Here is a 19,581-nt window from a genome sequence, read left to right on the forward strand (position 1 = left end):
TTCAATAAAACATAAACAGAGCTGGATTTCCTATATAGAAATTCCAGCTCTGTTTATTGTCTTTTCTAATTTAGTAAACGAGCGATACATCGCAATTCTCCACGACACAATCATCGCAAATGCTAGTAAGAAAAACATGCCGCTTAACTCTGCCAAATCAATTGATTGGCTTAAATATGACTTTAATGCCACGCGTACAGCTAATAAGCCTACTAAAATGAATATGAATGCTTTTGACGGTTTCATAAATATATGTTCGCCTTTTATTTCGAACTTAGTTGTTTTAATAAGAAAAATAGAGAAAATAATCCCTATACTAATTGCCTCGACTATTTCTAACGATGTTAATCGAAAATCTGGTAAAAAGTACATCATCGCGCCTGTACTCATAAAAATTGGTGGTAATATAATTTTCTTTTTCGTTACCGGCTTTTTCGCTGCTTTAAAACGTAGAAACATTACCCCAACAGCCATACAAACCGCTACGACACTTGATAAAAGTGCTATCATACTTTCCACTCCTATCTATTTAAATGACTTTTTTAGCAAAATCATAAACCATAAGTAACTACATGCCGCATTATAGAATTTCTTCATTATATTCCTCCTGCTGTAAACTTTCCATATTCGCTGCAATCATTTTACGCAAAGTTTATGAACGGAATATGAACAAAAAAGCCATTCTGCAATTAATAATTGCAAAATGGCTTTTTAACTTATTTTAAATCGTCAATTGTGAAAGCACCTGGAAGTAATTGCTCAACAGTCACTTCTTTTTCATCACCTTTTACATTCGTTAGTAATACAGGCATTTTCGGATCACAGAATTCAGCAATTACTTGTCTACACGCACCACATGGTGAAATCGGTCCATCAGTTTCTCCTGTAATAACTAAGTAACTAAAATCGCGCTCCCCTTCTGATACCGCTTTAAATATTGCTGTTCTTTCTGCACAGTTACATAAACCGTAAGAAGCATTTTCTATATTACAACCCGTATAGATTTTCCCTTCTTTCGTAACTAACGCTGCGCCAACAGGAAATTTAGAATACGGAATATACGCTTTCGATAACATCTTGTTTGCTTCTTCAATATATTTTTTCTTATCCATATTATTTCCCCCTCAAAGTAAATGAAATGATCATTAGTCAGTAATAACTGTATGAACTAATTTAGGAGCCACTGCTGTTTCAGCGATAGAGATGTTCTCATAAATTTTTGCTTTTACATCTTCTACATTTTCACGATTTGCGTAGATTGTTACGAACGGCTCGCCTTCTTTTACTGCATCGCCAACTTTTTTACGTAACATTAATCCTACTGCTAAATCGATTTCATCTTCCTTCGTTGCACGACCTGCACCAAGTAACATAGCTGCAATACCAATCTCATCTGCAACAATGTTAGAAATAACACCTGAAGTTTTTGCAGGTACATCAATTACATACTTCGCTTGTGGCATTTTTTCTGGATTGTCTACAATTGAGCTATCTCCGCCTTGATTGCTTAAGAACTCTTTAAATTTCTCAGTTGCTTTTCCGTTTTTCATCACTTCAATTAGCATTTCACGAGCTTCTTCTAACGTATTTGCTTTTTTCGCAAGTACGACCATTTGACTTCCTAATACAAGTACTAATTCTGTTAAATCTTCTGGACCTTCACCTTTTAACGTATCAATCGCTTCTTTCACTTCTAGAGCATTACCAATCGCAAATCCAAGAGGTTGTGACATATCTGAAATAACTGCCATTGTTTGACGTCCTACATTATTTCCGATACGTACCATTGCATGTGCTAATTCTTTTGCATCTTCTTCTGTTTTCATAAATGCACCAGCACCTGTTTTTACATCAAGTACGATTGCGTCAGCACCAGCTGCAATTTTTTTACTCATAATTGAACTTGCGATTAAAGGAATTGAGTTAACAGTTCCTGTTACGTCGCGTAATGCATAAATCTTTTTATCTGCAGGTGTTAAGTTTCCTGTTTGTCCAATAACAGCTACTTTGTCACGGTTTACAATATCAATGAATTGTTCTTTCGTAATTTCAACGTGGAATCCTTCTACCGCTTCTAATTTATCAATTGTTCCGCCTGTATGCCCTAAACCACGACCAGACATTTTTGCTACTGGTACATCTAAAGCAGCTACTAATGGTCCTAATACTAATGTTGTTGTATCACCAACACCGCCAGTTGAATGTTTGTCTACTTTAATTCCTTCAATTGCTGATAAGTCGATCGTTTCTCCAGACTCAACCATCGCCATCGTTAAATCTGCACGTTCGCGATCTGTCATATCTTTAAAGAAGATTGCCATTGCAAGCGCACTCACTTGATAATCAGGAATACTTCCGTCTGTATATCCATTAATAAAGAATTTGATTTCTTCAGTCGTTATTTCTTTGCCTTCACGTTTTTTTGCAATAATATCTACCATTCTCATTACAATCACCATTCCTTTTTATATTATATGAATCTATTAAAATAGTAAGCCAACGATTGTTGCTGATAAGAAACTTACTAATGTTGCACCGAATAGTAATTTCAAACCAAATCTTGCGACTACATTCCCTTGCTGTTCATTTAAGCTCTTAACTGCCCCTGCAATAATCCCAATTGAAGAGAAGTTTGCAAATGAAACTAAGAATACAGAGATAATCGCTGTCGTTCTATCTGAGAAATTAAAGTTTCCTTGTGCTAAATCTGTCATAGCGACAAATTCATTTGATACTAATTTTGTTGCCATAATATTTCCGGCATTAACTGCTTCATGCCAAGGTACACCCATAATAAATGCAAATGGTGCAAATGCATAACCAAGAATTTCTTGGAATGAAATACCGATTACACCTTTAAATACTGCATTAATGAATGCGATAAGAGCAACGAAACCGACTAACATAGCTGCTACTGTAATCGCAACTTTAAATCCATCAATAATGTATTCCCCTAATACTTCAAAGAAGGTCTTTTTCTCTTCTTCTTGTACTTCTAACATATCTTCTTCTTCGGTAACTTCATACGGGTTAATGATAGAAGCAATGATGAAGCCACCGAATAAGTTAAGCACTAAAGCGGTTACAACATATTGTGGTTTTAATAAAACCATATATGATCCAACGATAGACATAGAAACTGTAGACATTGCTGATGCACATAATGTATACATTCTTTTCTCTGGCAATAACCCTAGTTGTTTCTTAACCGAAATAAATACTTCCGATTGTCCTAAAATCGCCGATGCCACAGCGTTATATGATTCTAGTTTCCCCATTCCATTTACTTTACTTAATGCTAGACCGATAGATTTCACAATAATAGGTAATACTTTAATATGTTGCAAAATACCTATTAAGGCTGATATAAATACGATTGGCATTAATACACTTAAAAAGAACGAAAACTCTTTTTGATTTACTAATCCACCAAATACGAAATTCACACCGTCAGCGGCATATTTTAATAACTCTCCAAAACCATCTGCTATTCCGCTAATTAATATATTCCCTACACTTGTATTTAATAATAGAAACCCCAAAATGAATTGTAATATAACCATCGTTATGATTGGACGATATTTGACTTTCTTTCTATCATTACTAGCAAGCCAAGCGATACCTAAAATCAATACGAGGCCAAAAACACCGATTAAGTATTTCATAAGCCGTTTCCTCCCATTCGTATCCGCTTACATTTTTTCAATTATTAAAGCAATAGATATACTTTAAACGTATATCTATTGCTTTAACCTTTTATCGATTAGTAGTTATCTGTAGCACCTTTTGCATCATTTAATACGATTGCAACACTAGCACTTGCTCCAACGCGAGAAGCTCCAGCAGCTACCATTTTGTCTGCATCTTCACGTGTACGAACACCGCCAGATGCTTTTACACCAATGTTTGGTCCTACTGTTTTACGCATTAATGCGATATCTTCAGCAGTTGCTCCGCCAGTTGAGAATCCAGTTGAAGTTTTTACGAAATCAGCACCAGCTTTTACTGATAATTCACAAGCACGTACTTTCTCTTCATCTGTTAATAGACAAGTTTCAATGATTACTTTTACAAGAGCTTTTCCTTTTGCTGCTTGTACTACTTCATAAATGTCTTTTTCAACAAGTTCGTTGTCACCATCTTTTAAAGCGCCTACGTTGATTACCATATCAACTTCAGTTGCACCTTTTGCAATAGCATCTTTTGTTTCAAATGCTTTTGTTTCAGTAGTGCTTGCTCCTAATGGGAAACCGATTACAGTACAAACGTCTACATCATGTCCAGCTAGTTCATCAGCCGCTAATTTTACCCATGTTGGGTTAATACAAACAGAAGCGAATTTATATTCCTTTGCTTCTTCGATTACTTTCATAACATCTTCTTTAGTAGTATTAGCTTTTAAAATTGTATGGTCAATTAACTTTGCAATGTTCATTATCTTCACTCCTCATATCTTTTAACAACTTCATTCTAACTCTTAGTTGAACAAATGTAAATACACTTTTGAAATTTTGTTCATTCTTTTTTAAAAGGCATTTTCTTGTAGTAAATAAAGCGCATTCTAACAAAGAACACTTCATATATAATCAAATTTTCTATGTTAACAATGGTAGTATGTATCTCCATATCCATAATTATTTTTAAAAAGGCAATTTGTGTTCAAAAAAGACTCCTATCATTCATACATAACAAAATAAAAGGAGTTCTCAAAATTAACATTTTGAGAACTCCTTTTATTTCTAACCTTTTTCATAATGTAACAGTTCTTTTGCTGTATGCTGATCGATAATTAATACATTTGCATACCCGCCACGTAACGCACCATCAATTGCTTTTATTTTTCTATTACCACCTGCAACTAAAATAGAGCGTTTCTTTAATTTCAGTTCCTCTAACTCAATTCCAATTGTACGCTGATTAATCTCTTCGCTACTAATATTTCCGTCTCCATCAAAGAAACGTGAACAAATGTCACCGACTGATTGTTTTTTGAGTAAACTTGTTTCATCCTTATCGAAATAACCTAATCGGAATAACAGCGCTTCGTCTCGCACTGTTCCTACAGTGAAAACTGCAATATTCGCTTGTTTCCCCATTTCGATAATGTGATGAATATGTCGATCCTGCTCTACTAATTCTTTTGTCACTGCATTATCAAATATAACTGGAAGAGGTAAATTTCTTGGCGTCGTTTGAAAAGCATCTGCAAATAAAGCTATCGTCTCATTCGCATATGTATTTACACTCGAATGACTAATGCCACCTTTTAGCTGGACAACCTCTACCCCTTTTACATGTTGCGGTACGATTTTTCTAGCAATTTCATACATCGTCATTCCCCAGCTTACACCAACAATATCACCGTTTTTAACCGTCTTTTCCATATACTCAGCAGCATATTTACTTATATACTCTGTAATCGTTGCATATTCCGGTACTGGAGAAAACACAACATGTGCCTCTAACAAGTTGTACTTTTCTTTCAGTAAATTCCCAACGTTATCTAAATCCGCAAATGGATCGGCGATGCTAATTTGAACAAACCCTTTTTCTTTCGCGTACTTTAACAATCTAGAAATCGTCGGTCTTGAAATATTTAATTTGTTAGCAATTTCTTGCTGACTATAATCTGATTGATAATATAATCTTGCAACTTCAACGCTTAATTGTTGTTTATCTTTTTCCATAGTAACTCATTACAAATCCCTTCCTGTATTTCCCTTTCGTTACAAGCATTATACAGCTTTATGCAAAAAAATTCGACTACCGAATTTTATCTAACTGAACTTCTATTCTACGTATTATATACAATGAAACCTTATTGTGTAGATTTACAAACTCAATATAGAAACACTTACAACATATAAATCAGTTTATATGTAATTCATTCTTTATTGCTTTTCCTGTAGTAACGATAACAAAGCCGTTCAATAAGAAACATGAAACATCGTCTAAAAGCTATTCAAATACCCCTCATAAACAAAAGATACTGTTCATAAGGGGTATGTATTCAATTTAAGTTTATAAAAATCGGATGGAAACACTGCAAGTTCTCACTTATTTAGAATAAGAGAAAAGATGATGTTTTATTTGTTCAATAAAATAATGATGGTGTATATTATCGTTAGATACGCGACTTGCCATAATAGCTCCCTCCATTGAAGATGCAAGAAAAGAAGCGAGCGATATAATATCTATATCTTCTTTAAGTTCTTGTTTCTCTATTCCTTCTTTTATGAGAGAAGCCATTAACATTACTGTATCATCATAACCTTTTGCTGCTGCTTTTTGTAATTCTGGAAATACTCCAGTACTTTCAATTGCGCTATTAAGTAATGGACAGCCTCCAGCAATAGGAGGATTATTAGCTGCATCTTGATATACAAGGAAAATTGCAAGGATTTTATCAATTGCTGTCTTTTTATTTTCCATTGCTTTATGAAAATGACTCCACATAATCTCACCACTTTTGTCGTAGGCAGCAAGGACAATTTCTTCTTTACTTTTGAATCTACGATAAATAGATCCTTTAGGTAGTTCAGTAGCTGTCATTATATCCTGGATGGATGTGCGAGTTATCCCATTAGTATTAAATAAATATAAAGATGTTTCAATAATTTTTTCTTTAACCTTATCAACTTTAGTCATGCTTTGTAATCCTCCTAATAAAAACGAGCTTAATATTTCAGGTGATATTTACCATCTATTTTCTTGAATTTTTTTGTAAGTATAAATAAGTTTGGAACAAAAATATATTATCCATCCCTATATTATGTGAACCTCAAACAATACAGTTTGAAAAGAGGTAATCAAATTGTATTATCTATATCATTCAAATAAATTTTCTGTCAAAATTAACATGTCCAATTATTTAATTCAGTCCTGTTATACAACTAATTTCACCTACAATTGTAGAAGGTGTAAAAATATATAGTTAATTTTAACGTATAGACTATGATTATTATATATAATTTTTATTAATATGTTTAGCTAAAGTGTTTGAACCACCCCACTCTCACTTCATTCTATAAAAGATTAATCATTAATGATTATTGGAATTAAATTGTAACAAAGCAACTGAGATATAAATATATTTGCTTTTTACCATTTTGATTTCGTTAAAAGGGTTTAAAAAACTAGAAACTTGTAGTATCATTAGATTTCGATTCAGACCGAACCGTCCGGTTTTTAATATAAATATATTTAGAAGGAGAACGTTATGCAGAAAGAAAAATCAAAGATTATAGGTAATTTAATTACGGGGGCAATAAAGTGAACTTTATAAAAATGAATAAAAAAGAAATTATTATGCTAATAGTTTATACAATGTTTGCACTACTTCAAATTGGCTTGTTCATATTATTTGGCCTATCACTTTTAACTAACAGCAATTTAGTTGAATCAGAATTTGCTCTTAGTGCCATCGGTTTGACTGTACCTGCTATTGTAGGAATAATTTTCTTTAGGAAAGAAATTATTGAAAGTTTTACTTATTTTAAAGAGAAAACAATTTTGAAAATAGTAAGTGTTCCTCTGGTGGTTTTATTTACGGTAATTGTAGAACAATCTGTTATGCGTTTTCTAGCAACTACCCAGCCAGAGAACCAAGAACAGCTCCTTGAAACAGGTACGGGGATACCTCTTATTTTTACATTGCTAGTATTTGGTATTCTAGGGCCATTGCTTGAAGAAATTGTGTTTCGTCATATAATATTAAATCGTTTTTCACATTATATTGGTACTGCTATTGCATCTATCATCTCGATTATAATTTTTACAGTTCTTCATACGAATCAGCTTTCGGATATTGCTATTTATTTACCTGGCTCGGTGATACTTACTGTAGCTTATCTTATTTCTAAGAGATCCATTGCATATGTTATGGCGATACATATGTTAAACAATTGCATCACTTTCATTCAATTGCATATGTCATAGCGATACATATGTTAAACAATTGAAGGTTTTGATGCAAAAATACTTTATGTTTCTATCGAGTATTTTTGGCACCAGAACCACTTTTTCTAAGGCATAAGAAATCTTATCAAAACTACAACTTATTAGGAGAGTGTCAGTCATGATTGTAACAACAACTTCTGGAATTCAAGGTAAAGAAATTATTGAGTATATTGATATTGTAAATGGTGAAGCTATTATGGGTGCAAACATTGTCCGCGATTTATTCGCTTCAGTTCGTGATGTTGTCGGTGGCCGTGCTGGTGCTTATGAAAGTAAGCTAAAAGACGCTCGTGATATTGCAATGGACGAAATGAAAGAACTTGCAAAACAAAAAGGTGCGAACGCTATCGTTGGTATTGACGTAGATTACGAAGTTGTACGTGATGGAATGTTAATGGTTGCTGTAAGTGGTACAGCTGTACGTATATAAGTAAATAAAAAAACGGTTCCTCCCTTGAAATTTATACTTTGAGGAGGGTCCTGGTTCTGTTGCAGATTTTAAAGAATAAAAAGAGATGTTGATAAATCATTGTACGTTGAAAAAACACAGTTTGAGTGTAAACTGTGTTTTTTTATATAGAAGCCTCATCTCATCACTATCAAGCTAAAATTTTGTGTTAACTTGTAAAAAAATGTACATTTTTTACTTTGGGGTAATTTTGAATCCTTAAGCTTATGGGCATGTGCTGGTACCCTCTAATACTGTACAAATTTTTTATAAATGGTTGTAAGGTTCTACGTTTTTGACCATTCTGTACAACGATAACTTTGGTTTATTGATTTCACCTGTAATCTGGTAGCCTATCCTCTGATACAATTTAATGGCAAGTTGGTTCTCTTTCTTTACCGTCAGAGAGCATTTGGCAAAGCCTTGCAGCGAAGCTTGTTCCTCAGCAAACTCAATTAATCTGGTACCTATCCCTAGTCCTCGACTTTCGGGCAGTAAGGCAATTGTTCCGATGTGAAACTCGTCATCTTCTCCCTCCTTCAAGGTAAACATGGAATAAAGCATTTTGATATTCAGAACGTTATAAACAACAAAACCCAGCTTTCGGAACGAAAGCAGCTGTTTAAAAGTGGGCCAGGCAAGACGATTTAAAACGGGTGTGGGATAGCAAGTAATCATCCCTAAAGTTTTCCCGTCCATTTGAGCTTCATAGGCGTATTGATGACTAAAACGGTTGTTCTCCTGCCGCCATAGCTTACAAAATGTCCAATCGACTGTGTTCTTCTCCTCAGATCCTGCAAGTGGAAACGCCATGTATTCCAATGCCATTACATTTAGCTGGGCGCCGACCATGGATTGATGAACAGCCTTTACAATAGAGATTTTATTCATTATCCTATTGCTCCTTTTCACTTTCTATATTATTAATATTAATTATCATGGATTTGAATCAGTTCACTTCCCTCTCAATTCATCCTTAGCTTTGAAACCATAATAAAATGTATTTAAAACAAGCTCTGCAGCAGATTTTTTAGCCACATTTCCTTCATGTACCTGTTCCCAGGTATGGAAAAGCAGAGCATAAAGCGTATTCAAAATCCATTCACTGCTAACTGTTTGCTGAAAGTAACCTCTTTGTTGTAGCAATTCAATAACGCGTCTTAAGGGTTCCCTCAGCTTCTCTTCTGCTTCACCTAATTCTTTGTTGTTAAATACAGATGCATCATGACCTAGAAAATAGATTTTGTCACCTAAAGGGATTAACGCTTCAATGAGTTCCGGGATATAGTTTTCGCTTCTTTCCTCATCCAGTGGAATCTGGTTTACAGTATCACTTACCAGTTGTATAGCCCGATGGCCCAAGAACAGCATCAATTTCTCCCTGCTTTCGACGTAGCGATGGAGTGTAGCAATTCCAATTCCCGCATATTCCGCAATTTCATTCATCGAAGCAGTAGGATTTTCAACAAGCAATATAGTAGCTGAATCAAGAATTGCATTAAATCTCGCTTCCTTCAACGCTGACAAGTCTTTCTTCATCGTCAATCTCTCCCTTTTTCTGTATAAAGTCGTCATTTTTGATAGATAAATATATCATTTGATATTATAATAAACAATCTCAAATAAAGTGTCCAGCTGCTGAATGTAGCTTTTCAAAAAGAATTATATTCCTGAAACTGATAGTACTTTGAATATTTCATTTTTAGTATTTCATTATTTAGATAACGATGAAGAAATTAAATTCTTTAATGTAATAAATACAAGAGCCAAAGGAAATGGTACGAGTTACTTTCTACATAAAGTTATCGGTTTATTTTAAAATTCACTTCCGGGTATTGGGTTATCAGCCTTTTAAGGGTTGAGCCGTCATCCTTCTGTTTTACATACTGGTCAAAAAATGCCAGACTGAATTCGTTAATAATACGATGAACTTCCTTTGGATTTTCACCTGGGCTCTGCAACAGAGGTGAGAACAAATGTAAATCGGTAAAGCTTGTATGATCCGTATGAGGAATGACCATTGACATACCACCGCCAGCTAACCCGCGTCCGTATCGCTCCCTCACTTCAAAGGGATCTGCTTCATCAGGCTCTTCTGCATTCATGAGCAGAAATGGTTTTCCAATGCCACTTTCAGGCAAGATTTCACCATACAATGTACCATCCATATTGATAGCTGCTTTGACACGAGAATCTTTTGCAAGTATTTGTGCTGCGGTAGCTCCACCGTAAGAGTGGCCAAACATTCCAATTCGCGAGGTATCCAGTCTTCCTGTAAAGAAACCGGTCTCATCGTTTTCGTTAAGTTTCTCTATCTGATTAAGGACAAAGCTGACATCTTCCTCCCATAATTTTATGTGACTATCTCCTTCATCAGTTAAATTGATGGGCTGTACGTAAGCAGTTCGACCACCTGGAAAGACGGTAGCTGCAGCATCAAAGGTATGATCGATACTTAGAACAATATATCCTTGACTAGCCAACTCCTCAACTTGAAACGTGTTTTGATTACGAAAACCATTAAAACCATGAGAGAAGAGTAATATGGGATAGTGATTCTCTGAGTCTGAGAGTTGTAAATCCATAAACGAATGAGACTTTACCAATTCCATGTGGCTGAATGCAAATGCAGGAATAGACAATGTTTTTTCCAATCCCTTGGAGAGCTCATTTATGTTACGAATATAAGGTTCTGGATCCCCCTTGCTTTTTTCAGCTGCAGGATACCAAATTTGCACCATCAGTTCGCGCCGATTATTTGGATTTTTCGAATATGGTTCATTTCTCTGATGATCAACCCAATGATATAGCTTCGTACCGATCTTATGTGGACCAGTTGGTTCTTCAAATGAAAATACTGGCATAAGTAAGGGTAGCGCAACTGCTACAGACAAATAGATACATAGTAACGAAGTCTTAACTATGAATACACCCGAACTTCTAAAGCCCTTTTTCCGCCCAGCTAATAAATAGCATAAAATTAAGATAACTGGGGATACATATGCCGGAATCATCTGCCACCTAAAACCTTCTGCCAATAACTGAACTGTAACCATTACAACGGCAATCAAAGTAGCTAATTTAGACCACTTTTTCGTTTCTCTGCCTATTAACAGTATCCAACTCAATAGACTAAAATTCACTACTATCAAAACAACTTCCCAGAAATTCATTGGCCTATCTCCTTTGCATGCATTTTACTTCTAATTAAAGAGGTAGTTTTCAGCCTAAGCAAAAGCAGATGAAACACCTATATAGTTGCACTAATTATGCTTAGTAACCGTTTCATCCACTCTACTCCTTTATTCAAATTAAAAACTTAAAATGCCCAGCTACCTTTACGGAAAATTGGTTCTACAGTTCCATCTGGTAGAATACCGTCAATGTCCATCTCACTGCTACCAATCATAAAGTCCTCATGTGTTACAGAAATATTTGCCCCTAACGTTTCAAGCTGATCGTTTTCTAAATCTCTTCCATCCTCTAAGCAAGTTGGATAAGCTTTACCAATCGCTAAATGGTTCGATGCATTTTCATCAAACAATGTATTAAAATATAAAATTCCCGATGCTGAAATTGGTGATTCATGTGGTACAAGTGCTACTTCACCTAAATAGCAAGAGCCTTCATCCACATTAATAAGCTCTTGTAATAAATCATGTCCTACCTGTGCTTCAGCTTTAACAATTTTTCCTTCTTCAAATGTCAGTTTAAAGCCATCGATAATATTCCCTTGATAAACTAATGGTTTTGTATTGCTTACATAGCCATTTACACCTTGTTTCATCGGTAACGTATAAACCTCTTCTGTCGGCATATTAGCCATAAAGATAGTATCATCAGGAGTTTTACCACCTCCAGTAACCCATTTATGCTGTGGTGCTAATGCAATTGTTAAATCAGTACCTGGCGCTGTATAGTGAAGCTTCATATATTTTTTATCGTTCAGTAGGACCGCACGAGATTCTAAATTTGTTACATGTTCACGCCATTTTTCAATAGCACTGCCGTCACCAATACGAACAGCTTTAAAAATAGCCTCCCATAATGCTGGTACTTGATCCTCAGTTGCTAAACCTGGGAACACCTTCGATGCCCACTTTGGTGAAGGAACTGCTACCATCGACCAAGCTATTGAATCCTTCATTACGGCGTTGCGATTGTTTCTCAGAGCAGCTCCTGCTACCTTTTGATAGGTAGCTAGACGATCAGATGAAATACCTGTAAATTTATCAGGATCTGTAGCATCTATCATTAATAGTGCTCCTTTACGTTCGATCAGCTCATCATTCATTTTGACTATCCACTCTGGGAAGCGATTAAATTCTTCATCTGAGGCATAATCAAAGTAAGCACGTTCCATTTCTTCATCCGAAAAATTAACATGAACACGCCCTGCCCCAGCCTTATAAGCCTCTTTCACAATTATACGGGCGAAATCCAATGCATCCACTGATGTATTGACTAATAAGTATTGCCCTGGTTGAATATTGACACCGATTTTCACCGTAAGTTCTGCATATGCTTGTAATTTTTCTTCAAAAGTCATATTATTTACCTCGCTTTTATTAAATTGGTTTTGAATTCCCCTCACTAACTTACTTTCTGAACAGGTTTTCTCAGAATTTCCATTTCCCATTTTTTATTAGAACATGATAACAACTAATGGATTTTTTCTACTACTCATATATTTAATTTCTAAACTTTGATTCAATTAATATTGATTTGTTTTTCAAAAAATCTAATCGAAGGGTATCAAACACTACATAAAGTTATAGAGTTCTTTATTGTGAAAGCTCACTCAGTTCTTCCCAATCTTTTCAATGCTACTGCACCTAAAGACTTACCATCAATGGGACGATTAACATTCTCAATCACTCCTTTATCTTTATAAAAGCATTTTTGATAGATAAACATATCATTTGACATAAGATTAAATCATTTTGAATGAATTATCAAGCCGTAAAATTTAATTTTTAAAAAATTCAGTAAAAAACTCATATGAAAATGGATTCTATCAAAGGGAGCGATAACGGAAATATTTTTAGACACACATGGATAAAACACATGACAAACTTATATATAATTGCAAGTTCAACTCTCACAAAAAACAGGATAAAAAAATAAACAGCAGAACTAGTCCACTGTTTACTTTGCCACACCTTCATGTAATTTTTCTGTATAATCCTTTACATCTTTCCAGCTATCTTTCGCTGTATGTAAATCTTCTTTTATAAACGTAAACTCTTCTGGAGAAATTCCTTTTACGTTTTGTAGTAAATTATTATATTTTGCACCTACTGTATACCATTGATTTGATATGTTTTGTAGTGCTGTAATTGCTGCATCAATTGTTTCTGTCATGTTTGTTGTTTTATTTTTTACATCAGTCAAAATTAAGACTTCTGCTTGTGCTCCTGAAATTCTATCTTTTAAATTGGCGATTTCTCTTTCTGCATTTGCGATATCTTTTTTCGCAACCGCAATCATCGGCCCACCAGCAAGACATGTTATTAGAGCTACGCAAAGTACGCCACCAGCAATGACCATATCATTACTCTTTTTAATCGAATCGTTATATGTATTTATTTGTTGCTCTAGAGCTGGAATACCAGCATTCGTACTTGCCAATATCGCTGTTAACTGATTTGTATCCTCTTTGAAACTATTTGTATCTTTCGCCATTCTATCGCGAAAAGCTTTCAAATTCCCTAATAATCCATCTACCTCATTTTGATTCTTTACAATATCCGCATACAACTTTTCTAAATCCGCTTTTAATTTTCCGCTATCCTTTTGATCAATCGCTATTAACATGTCGTTATAATACGATTGAAAAGTATTATTGTAATTTATAATATTTTGATCCGTTTTCATAATTTGAGGCTTCATATTATTTAACCAATATGCTGCATTAACTTTTGCATCTCTTTGATGCTGAATCATATTCCCTTTAAATTCACTATTAATCGAACTTATTTTACTTAAATCTGTCTCTTGCTGATTTTGAATTAATTTTGCATATGAATCCATTGCAAATATGCTCGATGTCGTTTGCGCCATAACGTCTTGGAATCCAGCTGGCCCTAGAGAATAATTTTTCGCACTTTCTTGCAATGTTTTTACGTTTTGTTCTGCTGCAAAAGGATGTAAAGGAAATGCGTTACTCGTTGCCACTCCAGCAATCATTAACGTTAAAAGGCATTTTTTATAAAATCTTTTCTGCATACTTTTCACCTATTTTCTTTATAAAAGTATAAAAAGCTCCTGCTCACAACTGAACAGGAGCTTCAAACCATTCATCAACACTTAACGCTCTAACGATTCGTATTCGATTATGCTTTTTTCGTATCTACTACTTTAATATCTTCCGCATAAATCTTTTCTGCATAGTCTTTAATGTTTTTCCAGCTATCTTTCGCAATGCTTAAATCTTCTTTAATGAAAACTAGGTCATTTGGACTAATAGAATCTACATTTTGAAGTAAAGAATTGTATTTTGATCCCATTGTGTACCATTGGTTTGAAATATTTTGTAACGCTGTAATTGCAGTATCAATTGTATTTGTTAAATACTCTGTTTGTGTTTTAATGTTCGTTAATCCTGCTACTTCTAATTGCGCAGTTGTAACTTGTCCTGTTATCTTTTGAATTTCTGCTTGTGCATTATCAAGCTCTTTCTTCGCTAATACGATTCCAGCTGTACCACCGCCTACAGCTGCTGCGCCACCTGCAATTAATGCTACTCCTAGCGGTGTTCCTGCGCCCGTAGCAATAACTACTGCACCACCGATAATTGCAATTGGTCCTAGAGCTGTCGCAACAGATGAACCGATAATAATTGCATTATATTTACTAATTGCTTCATTGTACGTTGTAATTTGATTTTGTAATAGTGGAATTCCTGCATCTTGACTAGCTAATATAGATGTAATTTGATTTGCATCACCCTTGAAGTTTTGCGTATCCGAAGTCATTTTATTTCGGAATTTCTTCAAGTCTTCTACTAACTGATCCACTTGCGCTTTATTTTCATTAATACTACTTGATAATCTAGTTAAGCCTTTCGTAAGAGTTGCTTTATCCTTTGCATCAACTGCAGCAACTAAAGTATCATAATAGTTTTGGAATTTCGTATTGTAGTTAATGATATTTTGATTCGTTGAAATAAGCTGTGGTTTTAATACATCTAACCATTGCTTCGCATTTCCTCTCGCTGTATCTTGATGCTGAATGACTTTTCCTTTTAAAGCCGCATCAACAGATGATACATTCCCAAAGTTAACATTACCTTGTTTAATAATTGTTAAAGCGTACAGATCCATTACTAAAGCATTTGAACCTGTTCTTTCCATTGCATCTTTTAAGCCTTCTGGTCCTAATGAGTATTCTTCATAGTCATTATAAGCTTTTGCTACCGCATGAACTGGAGCTTGTTTCACTGTGCTTTCAGCTGCATACGTATGGGCTGGCATAATGTTTCCTGCTGCAAATACTGCCATAAGTGCTGATAGAGCCATTACTTTATATGGTTTTTTTGTCATTTTTCTTCTCTCCCTATATCGCTAATTATTTTTCTGCTTAATGTACTTCAACGTTTGTAACGTAATCTTCAAATTGATTTGTTTGTTTATTCATTTCATCACTTACTTTTTTAATTTGATTGAAATGTTTTTGAAGTAAACTACTGTCTGTATACGTGCCTTCTTCAACATTCTTTTGAATTTGAATCATATTATTATTTAAAACTTTCCAATCCGTTAATAACGTTTCTAAAGTTGTAATTTGACGATCAATTAATTCTGTAAAGCTATTTACTTGATCTTCAACGAATGTAATTTGAGTCGCCTCTGCTTCAGTTTGTGATAACTTTTGAATAAGTGGTAATAACTCTTTTTGCTTTTGTTGAATGCGAAGAGCTGCTTCTCTCGTTTGACTATCTGCAGCATTTACAATTTCATTACTTAAAGTACCGATAGAAACAAAATCGATTGTTTTCGTTTGTGCAGTTTGATTTGTGATTGTAAATACTTGTTTACCGATATTAATAGAACCTTTAATGATTTCTTGAGGTCTATTCAAAATAGTAGTTAGTTCAGCTTGAATTTCCCCTTGAATTCTTTTAATATCTTCTCTTAATTTCACAATATCTCCACTTGATCCTTGCAGTGTTTTTATTGCTTCATCGGCTTTAATTGATAAGTTGTTACTATCTTTGTCTAATACTGTTTTAAATCGATTTAACTCTAATAAATCTTGCTCCATACTCTCTTGGATGCTTTGTACTTGCAATTGTAATTTTCCATATGCACTCATAAAATCTGCTTTTGCTTGCTGATCTTCATTTACGTTTCCTGCTAGTTCATAGAGCTTACTATAATAGCTATTAAATCTAGTGCTGTATCTCATCATTTCTTGATTTAAGTCAATTAGCTTCGGATTATATTCATCAATCCACTCTCGCACATTCGCCTTTGCGAACTTTTGATGATTCGTTAAGCTACTCATCGCATTTACCTTAATGTCTGGCTGTTGCAAAATAATTAATCCGTATGCTTGAATAAGCGGTGATTGTGATCCTAACATTCTAATTGAATTGGATAATGTATTTGGAGCAATTACATTTTGCGCATATACTGTTTTCACTTCCGTTTGCCCCTCCTTGGCGTAAGCGCTTACAGGAATGAAGCAACTCGTAGATACTGCTGTAACCAATAACCCTGTAATTAAAGTCTTTTTCACTTTAACTCCTCCTATGTATTAGCAACTATTACTATCGCATTTTATTATTCTATTTTTTTGCCCATAACTTGAGATGGTTAAAATAGAGAACGTCCTCACCACGATCCATGTATGAACCACCTCTCTCATATTGCTACAGTACTTACTTATCGCCACAAAACATTTTATTATTTTTCATATGTGTTTAGTATGAATAATATTGTATAAATTTTCTATTTCATCGAAATTCCCACATTCACATAGTGAATATATTACGTAAAAATATTATTCATTTTAAACTAAAAAACATGCGTAAATATGAAATTTCGTTTTGTTTTCATATATGTTTTGTACTGTAAGGTCATTTAAACACAGCTGTTTATATAACGTAAAGAAGTATTTTCATTCCCTTTATTTCCAAGCTTTCATGTCCTTATTTCAAAATATAATCCGATTCACTGTATCGATTGAAATATCTATATATCACAACAGAAAACACTACTTATAAATAACTAATAAAATTATATCCATATAACTTTTAAACCCATATGCAATTATGCATAGCATATACACAAAAAGGATAGCTTCATTTTCACGAAGCTATCCTTCAAAAATCTTCTTATTTTTTTAAATGATATGGGACTGTCGTAATAACAACATTTCTTTTATAAAGTAAATACGCACGTATGAGTAAACTGGATTGATTATGAAGAATGTTATGCCAACCTTTTTTCGGAATGAACTGTGGTATAACGACCGTAACGCGGTAATTCGATTCACTTGCCTTATATTGCACTGTATCAATGAACTTCGTTAACGGCTGAATAATACTTCTATAATGAGAATGTAATGTAACAAGCCTTACTTCAGGTTGCCACACCTTCCATTTCTCTTCAAATTTCTTTTCCTCTTCTCTGTCAAAAGCAACATATACAGCGATAACTTGATCTGCAGAAAGAGATTTCGCATAGTTCAATGAATTTTCTACTACATGCGTCATACCTGCTACAGGAACGACAATTACATTCCCCTCAATTGGAATAAGAGGCTCGCAAGTTTTTAAACTTAATTGATCACCCACTGCATCATAATGCTTCTTAATTCGATGGAATAAGAAGATAATAACTGGTAAGAAAATAAGAATCGACCAAACTTGTGCAAATTTAGTTAAAAAGAACATGCTCATTACGATAAAACTAATAACTGCACCAATTAAATTAACCGTTAATTTTAAAGCCCATCCTTCAGGTTTTTCACGAAGCCACTTTAATACCATCCCTGTTTGAGAAAGTGTAAATGGAATAAATACACCTACTGCATATAACGGAATTAAATGTTCTGTTTGTCCTTGGAAAGCTACAATTAAAATAATCGAAGCAACTCCAAGTATTATAATACCGTTTGAGTAACCTAGACGGTCTCCTCTAATCGTAAACATTCTCGGTATGAATTTATCTTTTGCGAGGTTAACCGCTAATAAAGGAAATGCAGAATAGCCTGTATTAGCTGCGAGAATTAATATTAAAGCTGTTGTACCTTGTATGAAATAGTACATGAAATTACGTCCAAATGTTTGTTCAGCAATTTGAGAAACAACTGTTACTTCTTTACTCGGCGTCACTCCGTAATAATAAGCTAAAAATACAATTCCTGAAAATAACACAGCAAGTAATGCACCCATTGCAAGCAATGTTTTTGCAGCATTGTTTGGCGCAGGATCTTTAAAGTTCGGAATTGCATTTGAAATTGCTTCAACACCTGTTAAAGCAGAACTACCTGATGCAAATGCTCTTAACAGTAAAAACAAACTAATACCCGCAACCGGCGTTCCGATCGGCGTGTGTAAAGTTGGTGAAACGTGACCAGTCAAAATATTATATATGCCTACACCAATTAATATAAATAGGGCTAAAACAAATAAATAAACAGGATATGCTAAAACAGAAGCTGATTCCGTTACTCCTCTTAAATTTAAGATCGTAATAAATATAACAAATATAATCGCAATGATTACATTATGTGCATGTAAACTAGGAAAAGCAGATGTTAGCGCATCTGTACCTGCAGATACACTTACCGCAACAGTTAAAATATAGTCGACTAATAAAGATCCTCCAGCAATTAAGCCTGGATTCATCCCTAAATTTTCTTTTGATACAACATACGCTCCCCCGCCATGCGGATAAGCAAAAATAATTTGACGATAAGATAAAATAAGGGCTGTCAATAATACTAATACCCCAACAGCGATCGGAATGGAATACCAATAAGCGATCGCTCCCACACCTGCTAAAGCAATTAAAATTTGCTCTGGACCGTAAGCAACTGATGACAATGCATCAGAAGATAAAATAGCTAAAGCTTTCGTTTTATTAAGCTTTTGTTCTCCAAGCTCTGTTGATTTTAACGGTCTTCCAATTAAAAATCTTTTAATAGATGAAACCAATGCTGTC

General features: G+C 34.4%; 17 protein-coding genes. 2 read left to right on the top strand and 15 right to left on the bottom strand.

Annotated elements, in window-relative coordinates; all coding sequences use genetic code 11:
- Positions 1 to 30: 30 nt before the first annotated feature.
- The 7 genes from IBT51_RS01310 to IBT51_RS01340 all read right to left on the bottom strand — a co-directional run bounded on the left by IBT51_RS01310 (position 31) and on the right by IBT51_RS01340 (position 6,648).
- Positions 31 to 510, bottom strand: coding sequence for a CcdC family protein (locus IBT51_RS01310; protein ID WP_053564755.1), 480 nt, complete (start codon positions 508 to 510; stop codon positions 31 to 33).
- A 206-nt stretch (positions 511 to 716) separates the two neighbouring features.
- Positions 717 to 1,112: a cytidine deaminase gene (locus IBT51_RS01315; protein ID WP_000358533.1), complete on the bottom strand. Its 396-nt coding sequence runs from the start codon at positions 1,110 to 1,112 to the stop codon at positions 717 to 719.
- Between the two features lie 33 nt (positions 1,113 to 1,145).
- Positions 1,146 to 2,447, bottom strand: a complete 1,302-nt coding sequence (locus tag IBT51_RS01320) for a pyrimidine-nucleoside phosphorylase (protein ID WP_200457928.1) — start codon at positions 2,445 to 2,447, stop codon at positions 1,146 to 1,148.
- Positions 2,448 to 2,483: 36 nt separating this feature from the next.
- The gene (locus tag IBT51_RS01325; RefSeq protein ID WP_200457929.1) at positions 2,484 to 3,665 is read right to left on the bottom strand and encodes a NupC/NupG family nucleoside CNT transporter; all 1,182 of its coding nucleotides are present in this window, start codon (positions 3,663 to 3,665) and stop codon (positions 2,484 to 2,486) included.
- Between the two features lie 98 nt (positions 3,666 to 3,763).
- On the bottom strand, positions 3,764 to 4,435 hold the full coding sequence (gene deoC, locus IBT51_RS01330; protein WP_200457930.1) for a deoxyribose-phosphate aldolase: 672 nt from the start codon (positions 4,433 to 4,435) through the stop codon (positions 3,764 to 3,766).
- Between the two features lie 304 nt (positions 4,436 to 4,739).
- Positions 4,740 to 5,687: a sugar-binding transcriptional regulator gene (locus IBT51_RS01335; RefSeq protein ID WP_016082054.1), complete on the bottom strand. Its 948-nt coding sequence runs from the start codon at positions 5,685 to 5,687 to the stop codon at positions 4,740 to 4,742.
- 370 nt (positions 5,688 to 6,057) lie between these two features.
- The gene (locus tag IBT51_RS01340; protein WP_016082055.1) at positions 6,058 to 6,648 is read right to left on the bottom strand and encodes a TetR/AcrR family transcriptional regulator; all 591 of its coding nucleotides are present in this window, start codon (positions 6,646 to 6,648) and stop codon (positions 6,058 to 6,060) included.
- A 624-nt stretch (positions 6,649 to 7,272) separates the two neighbouring features.
- Here IBT51_RS01340 and IBT51_RS01345 point away from each other — a divergent pair.
- Both IBT51_RS01345 and IBT51_RS01350 read left to right on the top strand, forming a co-directional pair.
- On the top strand, positions 7,273 to 7,938 hold the full coding sequence (locus tag IBT51_RS01345; protein ID WP_200457931.1) for a CPBP family glutamic-type intramembrane protease: 666 nt from the start codon (positions 7,273 to 7,275) through the stop codon (positions 7,936 to 7,938).
- 139 nt (positions 7,939 to 8,077) lie between these two features.
- Complete coding sequence (locus tag IBT51_RS01350; protein ID WP_000637505.1) at positions 8,078 to 8,389, top strand: heavy metal-binding domain-containing protein; 312 nt, start codon at positions 8,078 to 8,080, stop codon at positions 8,387 to 8,389.
- A gap of 285 nt (positions 8,390 to 8,674) precedes the next feature.
- On the opposite strand, the gene IBT51_RS01355 is transcribed toward IBT51_RS01350, so the two are convergent.
- The 8 genes from IBT51_RS01355 to IBT51_RS01390 form a co-directional block, all read right to left on the bottom strand.
- Positions 8,675 to 9,298 (bottom strand): GNAT family N-acetyltransferase, encoded by a 624-nt coding sequence (locus IBT51_RS01355; RefSeq protein WP_200457932.1) that lies wholly within the window; start codon positions 9,296 to 9,298, stop codon positions 8,675 to 8,677.
- A gap of 63 nt (positions 9,299 to 9,361) precedes the next feature.
- Positions 9,362 to 9,946 carry a TetR/AcrR family transcriptional regulator gene (locus IBT51_RS01360; protein WP_000710981.1) on the bottom strand — a complete coding sequence of 195 codons (585 nt, stop codon included), beginning with the start codon at positions 9,944 to 9,946 and terminating at the stop codon, positions 9,362 to 9,364.
- Positions 9,947 to 10,209: 263 nt separating this feature from the next.
- Entirely contained in the window at positions 10,210 to 11,580 is a 1,371-nt protein-coding gene (locus IBT51_RS01365) for an alpha/beta hydrolase family protein (RefSeq protein WP_200457933.1), read from the bottom strand.
- Positions 11,581 to 11,726: 146 nt separating this feature from the next.
- On the bottom strand, positions 11,727 to 12,956 hold the full coding sequence (locus tag IBT51_RS01370) for an aminopeptidase (RefSeq protein ID WP_078401675.1): 1,230 nt from the start codon (positions 12,954 to 12,956) through the stop codon (positions 11,727 to 11,729).
- Positions 12,957 to 13,555: 599 nt separating this feature from the next.
- The gene (nheC, locus tag IBT51_RS01375; RefSeq protein WP_088025333.1) at positions 13,556 to 14,635 is read right to left on the bottom strand and encodes a non-hemolytic enterotoxin NHE subunit C; all 1,080 of its coding nucleotides are present in this window, start codon (positions 14,633 to 14,635) and stop codon (positions 13,556 to 13,558) included.
- Between the two features lie 107 nt (positions 14,636 to 14,742).
- A complete protein-coding gene (gene nheB, locus IBT51_RS01380; RefSeq protein WP_200457934.1) occupies positions 14,743 to 15,951 on the bottom strand; it encodes a non-hemolytic enterotoxin NHE subunit B in 1,209 nt (402 codons plus the stop codon).
- Between the two features lie 37 nt (positions 15,952 to 15,988).
- Positions 15,989 to 17,149 carry a non-hemolytic enterotoxin NHE subunit A gene (gene nheA, locus IBT51_RS01385; RefSeq protein WP_000751827.1) on the bottom strand — a complete coding sequence of 387 codons (1,161 nt, stop codon included), beginning with the start codon at positions 17,147 to 17,149 and terminating at the stop codon, positions 15,989 to 15,991.
- A gap of 598 nt (positions 17,150 to 17,747) precedes the next feature.
- The gene (locus tag IBT51_RS01390; protein ID WP_088025339.1) at positions 17,748 to 19,574 is read right to left on the bottom strand and encodes an APC family permease; all 1,827 of its coding nucleotides are present in this window, start codon (positions 19,572 to 19,574) and stop codon (positions 17,748 to 17,750) included.
- Positions 19,575 to 19,581 lie beyond the last annotated feature (7 nt).

Origin of the sequence: Bacillus sp. S71, from assembly GCF_016625265.1 — a bacterium.
GTDB lineage: Bacteria > Bacillota > Bacilli > Bacillales > Bacillaceae_G > Bacillus_A > Bacillus_A cereus.

Bases quoted from the DNA above. Each gene is read 5' to 3' on its own strand.
- IBT51_RS01310 (WP_053564755.1), bottom strand. From the start codon at position 510: ATGATAGCACTTTTATCAAGTGTCGTAGCGGTTTGTATGGCTGTTGGG.
- IBT51_RS01350 (WP_000637505.1), top strand. From the start codon at position 8,078: ATGATTGTAACAACAACTTCTGGAATTCAAGGTAAAGAAATTATTGAG.
- IBT51_RS01360 (WP_000710981.1), bottom strand. From the start codon at position 9,946: ATGAAGAAAGACTTGTCAGCGTTGAAGGAAGCGAGATTTAATGCAATT.
- IBT51_RS01340 (WP_016082055.1), bottom strand. From the start codon at position 6,648: ATGACTAAAGTTGATAAGGTTAAAGAAAAAATTATTGAAACATCTTTA.
- IBT51_RS01325 (WP_200457929.1), bottom strand. From the start codon at position 3,665: ATGAAATACTTAATCGGTGTTTTTGGCCTCGTATTGATTTTAGGTATC.
- nheB (WP_200457934.1), bottom strand. From the start codon at position 15,951: ATGACAAAAAAACCATATAAAGTAATGGCTCTATCAGCACTTATGGCA.
- IBT51_RS01335 (WP_016082054.1), bottom strand. From the start codon at position 5,687: ATGGAAAAAGATAAACAACAATTAAGCGTTGAAGTTGCAAGATTATAT.
- IBT51_RS01320 (WP_200457928.1), bottom strand. From the start codon at position 2,447: ATGAGAATGGTAGATATTATTGCAAAAAAACGTGAAGGCAAAGAAATA.
- nheC (WP_088025333.1), bottom strand. From the start codon at position 14,635: ATGCAGAAAAGATTTTATAAAAAATGCCTTTTAACGTTAATGATTGCT.
- IBT51_RS01370 (WP_078401675.1), bottom strand. From the start codon at position 12,956: ATGACTTTTGAAGAAAAATTACAAGCATATGCAGAACTTACGGTGAAA.
- IBT51_RS01365 (WP_200457933.1), bottom strand. From the start codon at position 11,580: ATGAATTTCTGGGAAGTTGTTTTGATAGTAGTGAATTTTAGTCTATTG.
- deoC (WP_200457930.1), bottom strand. From the start codon at position 4,435: ATGAACATTGCAAAGTTAATTGACCATACAATTTTAAAAGCTAATACT.
- IBT51_RS01315 (WP_000358533.1), bottom strand. From the start codon at position 1,112: ATGGATAAGAAAAAATATATTGAAGAAGCAAACAAGATGTTATCGAAA.
- IBT51_RS01355 (WP_200457932.1), bottom strand. From the start codon at position 9,298: ATGAATAAAATCTCTATTGTAAAGGCTGTTCATCAATCCATGGTCGGC.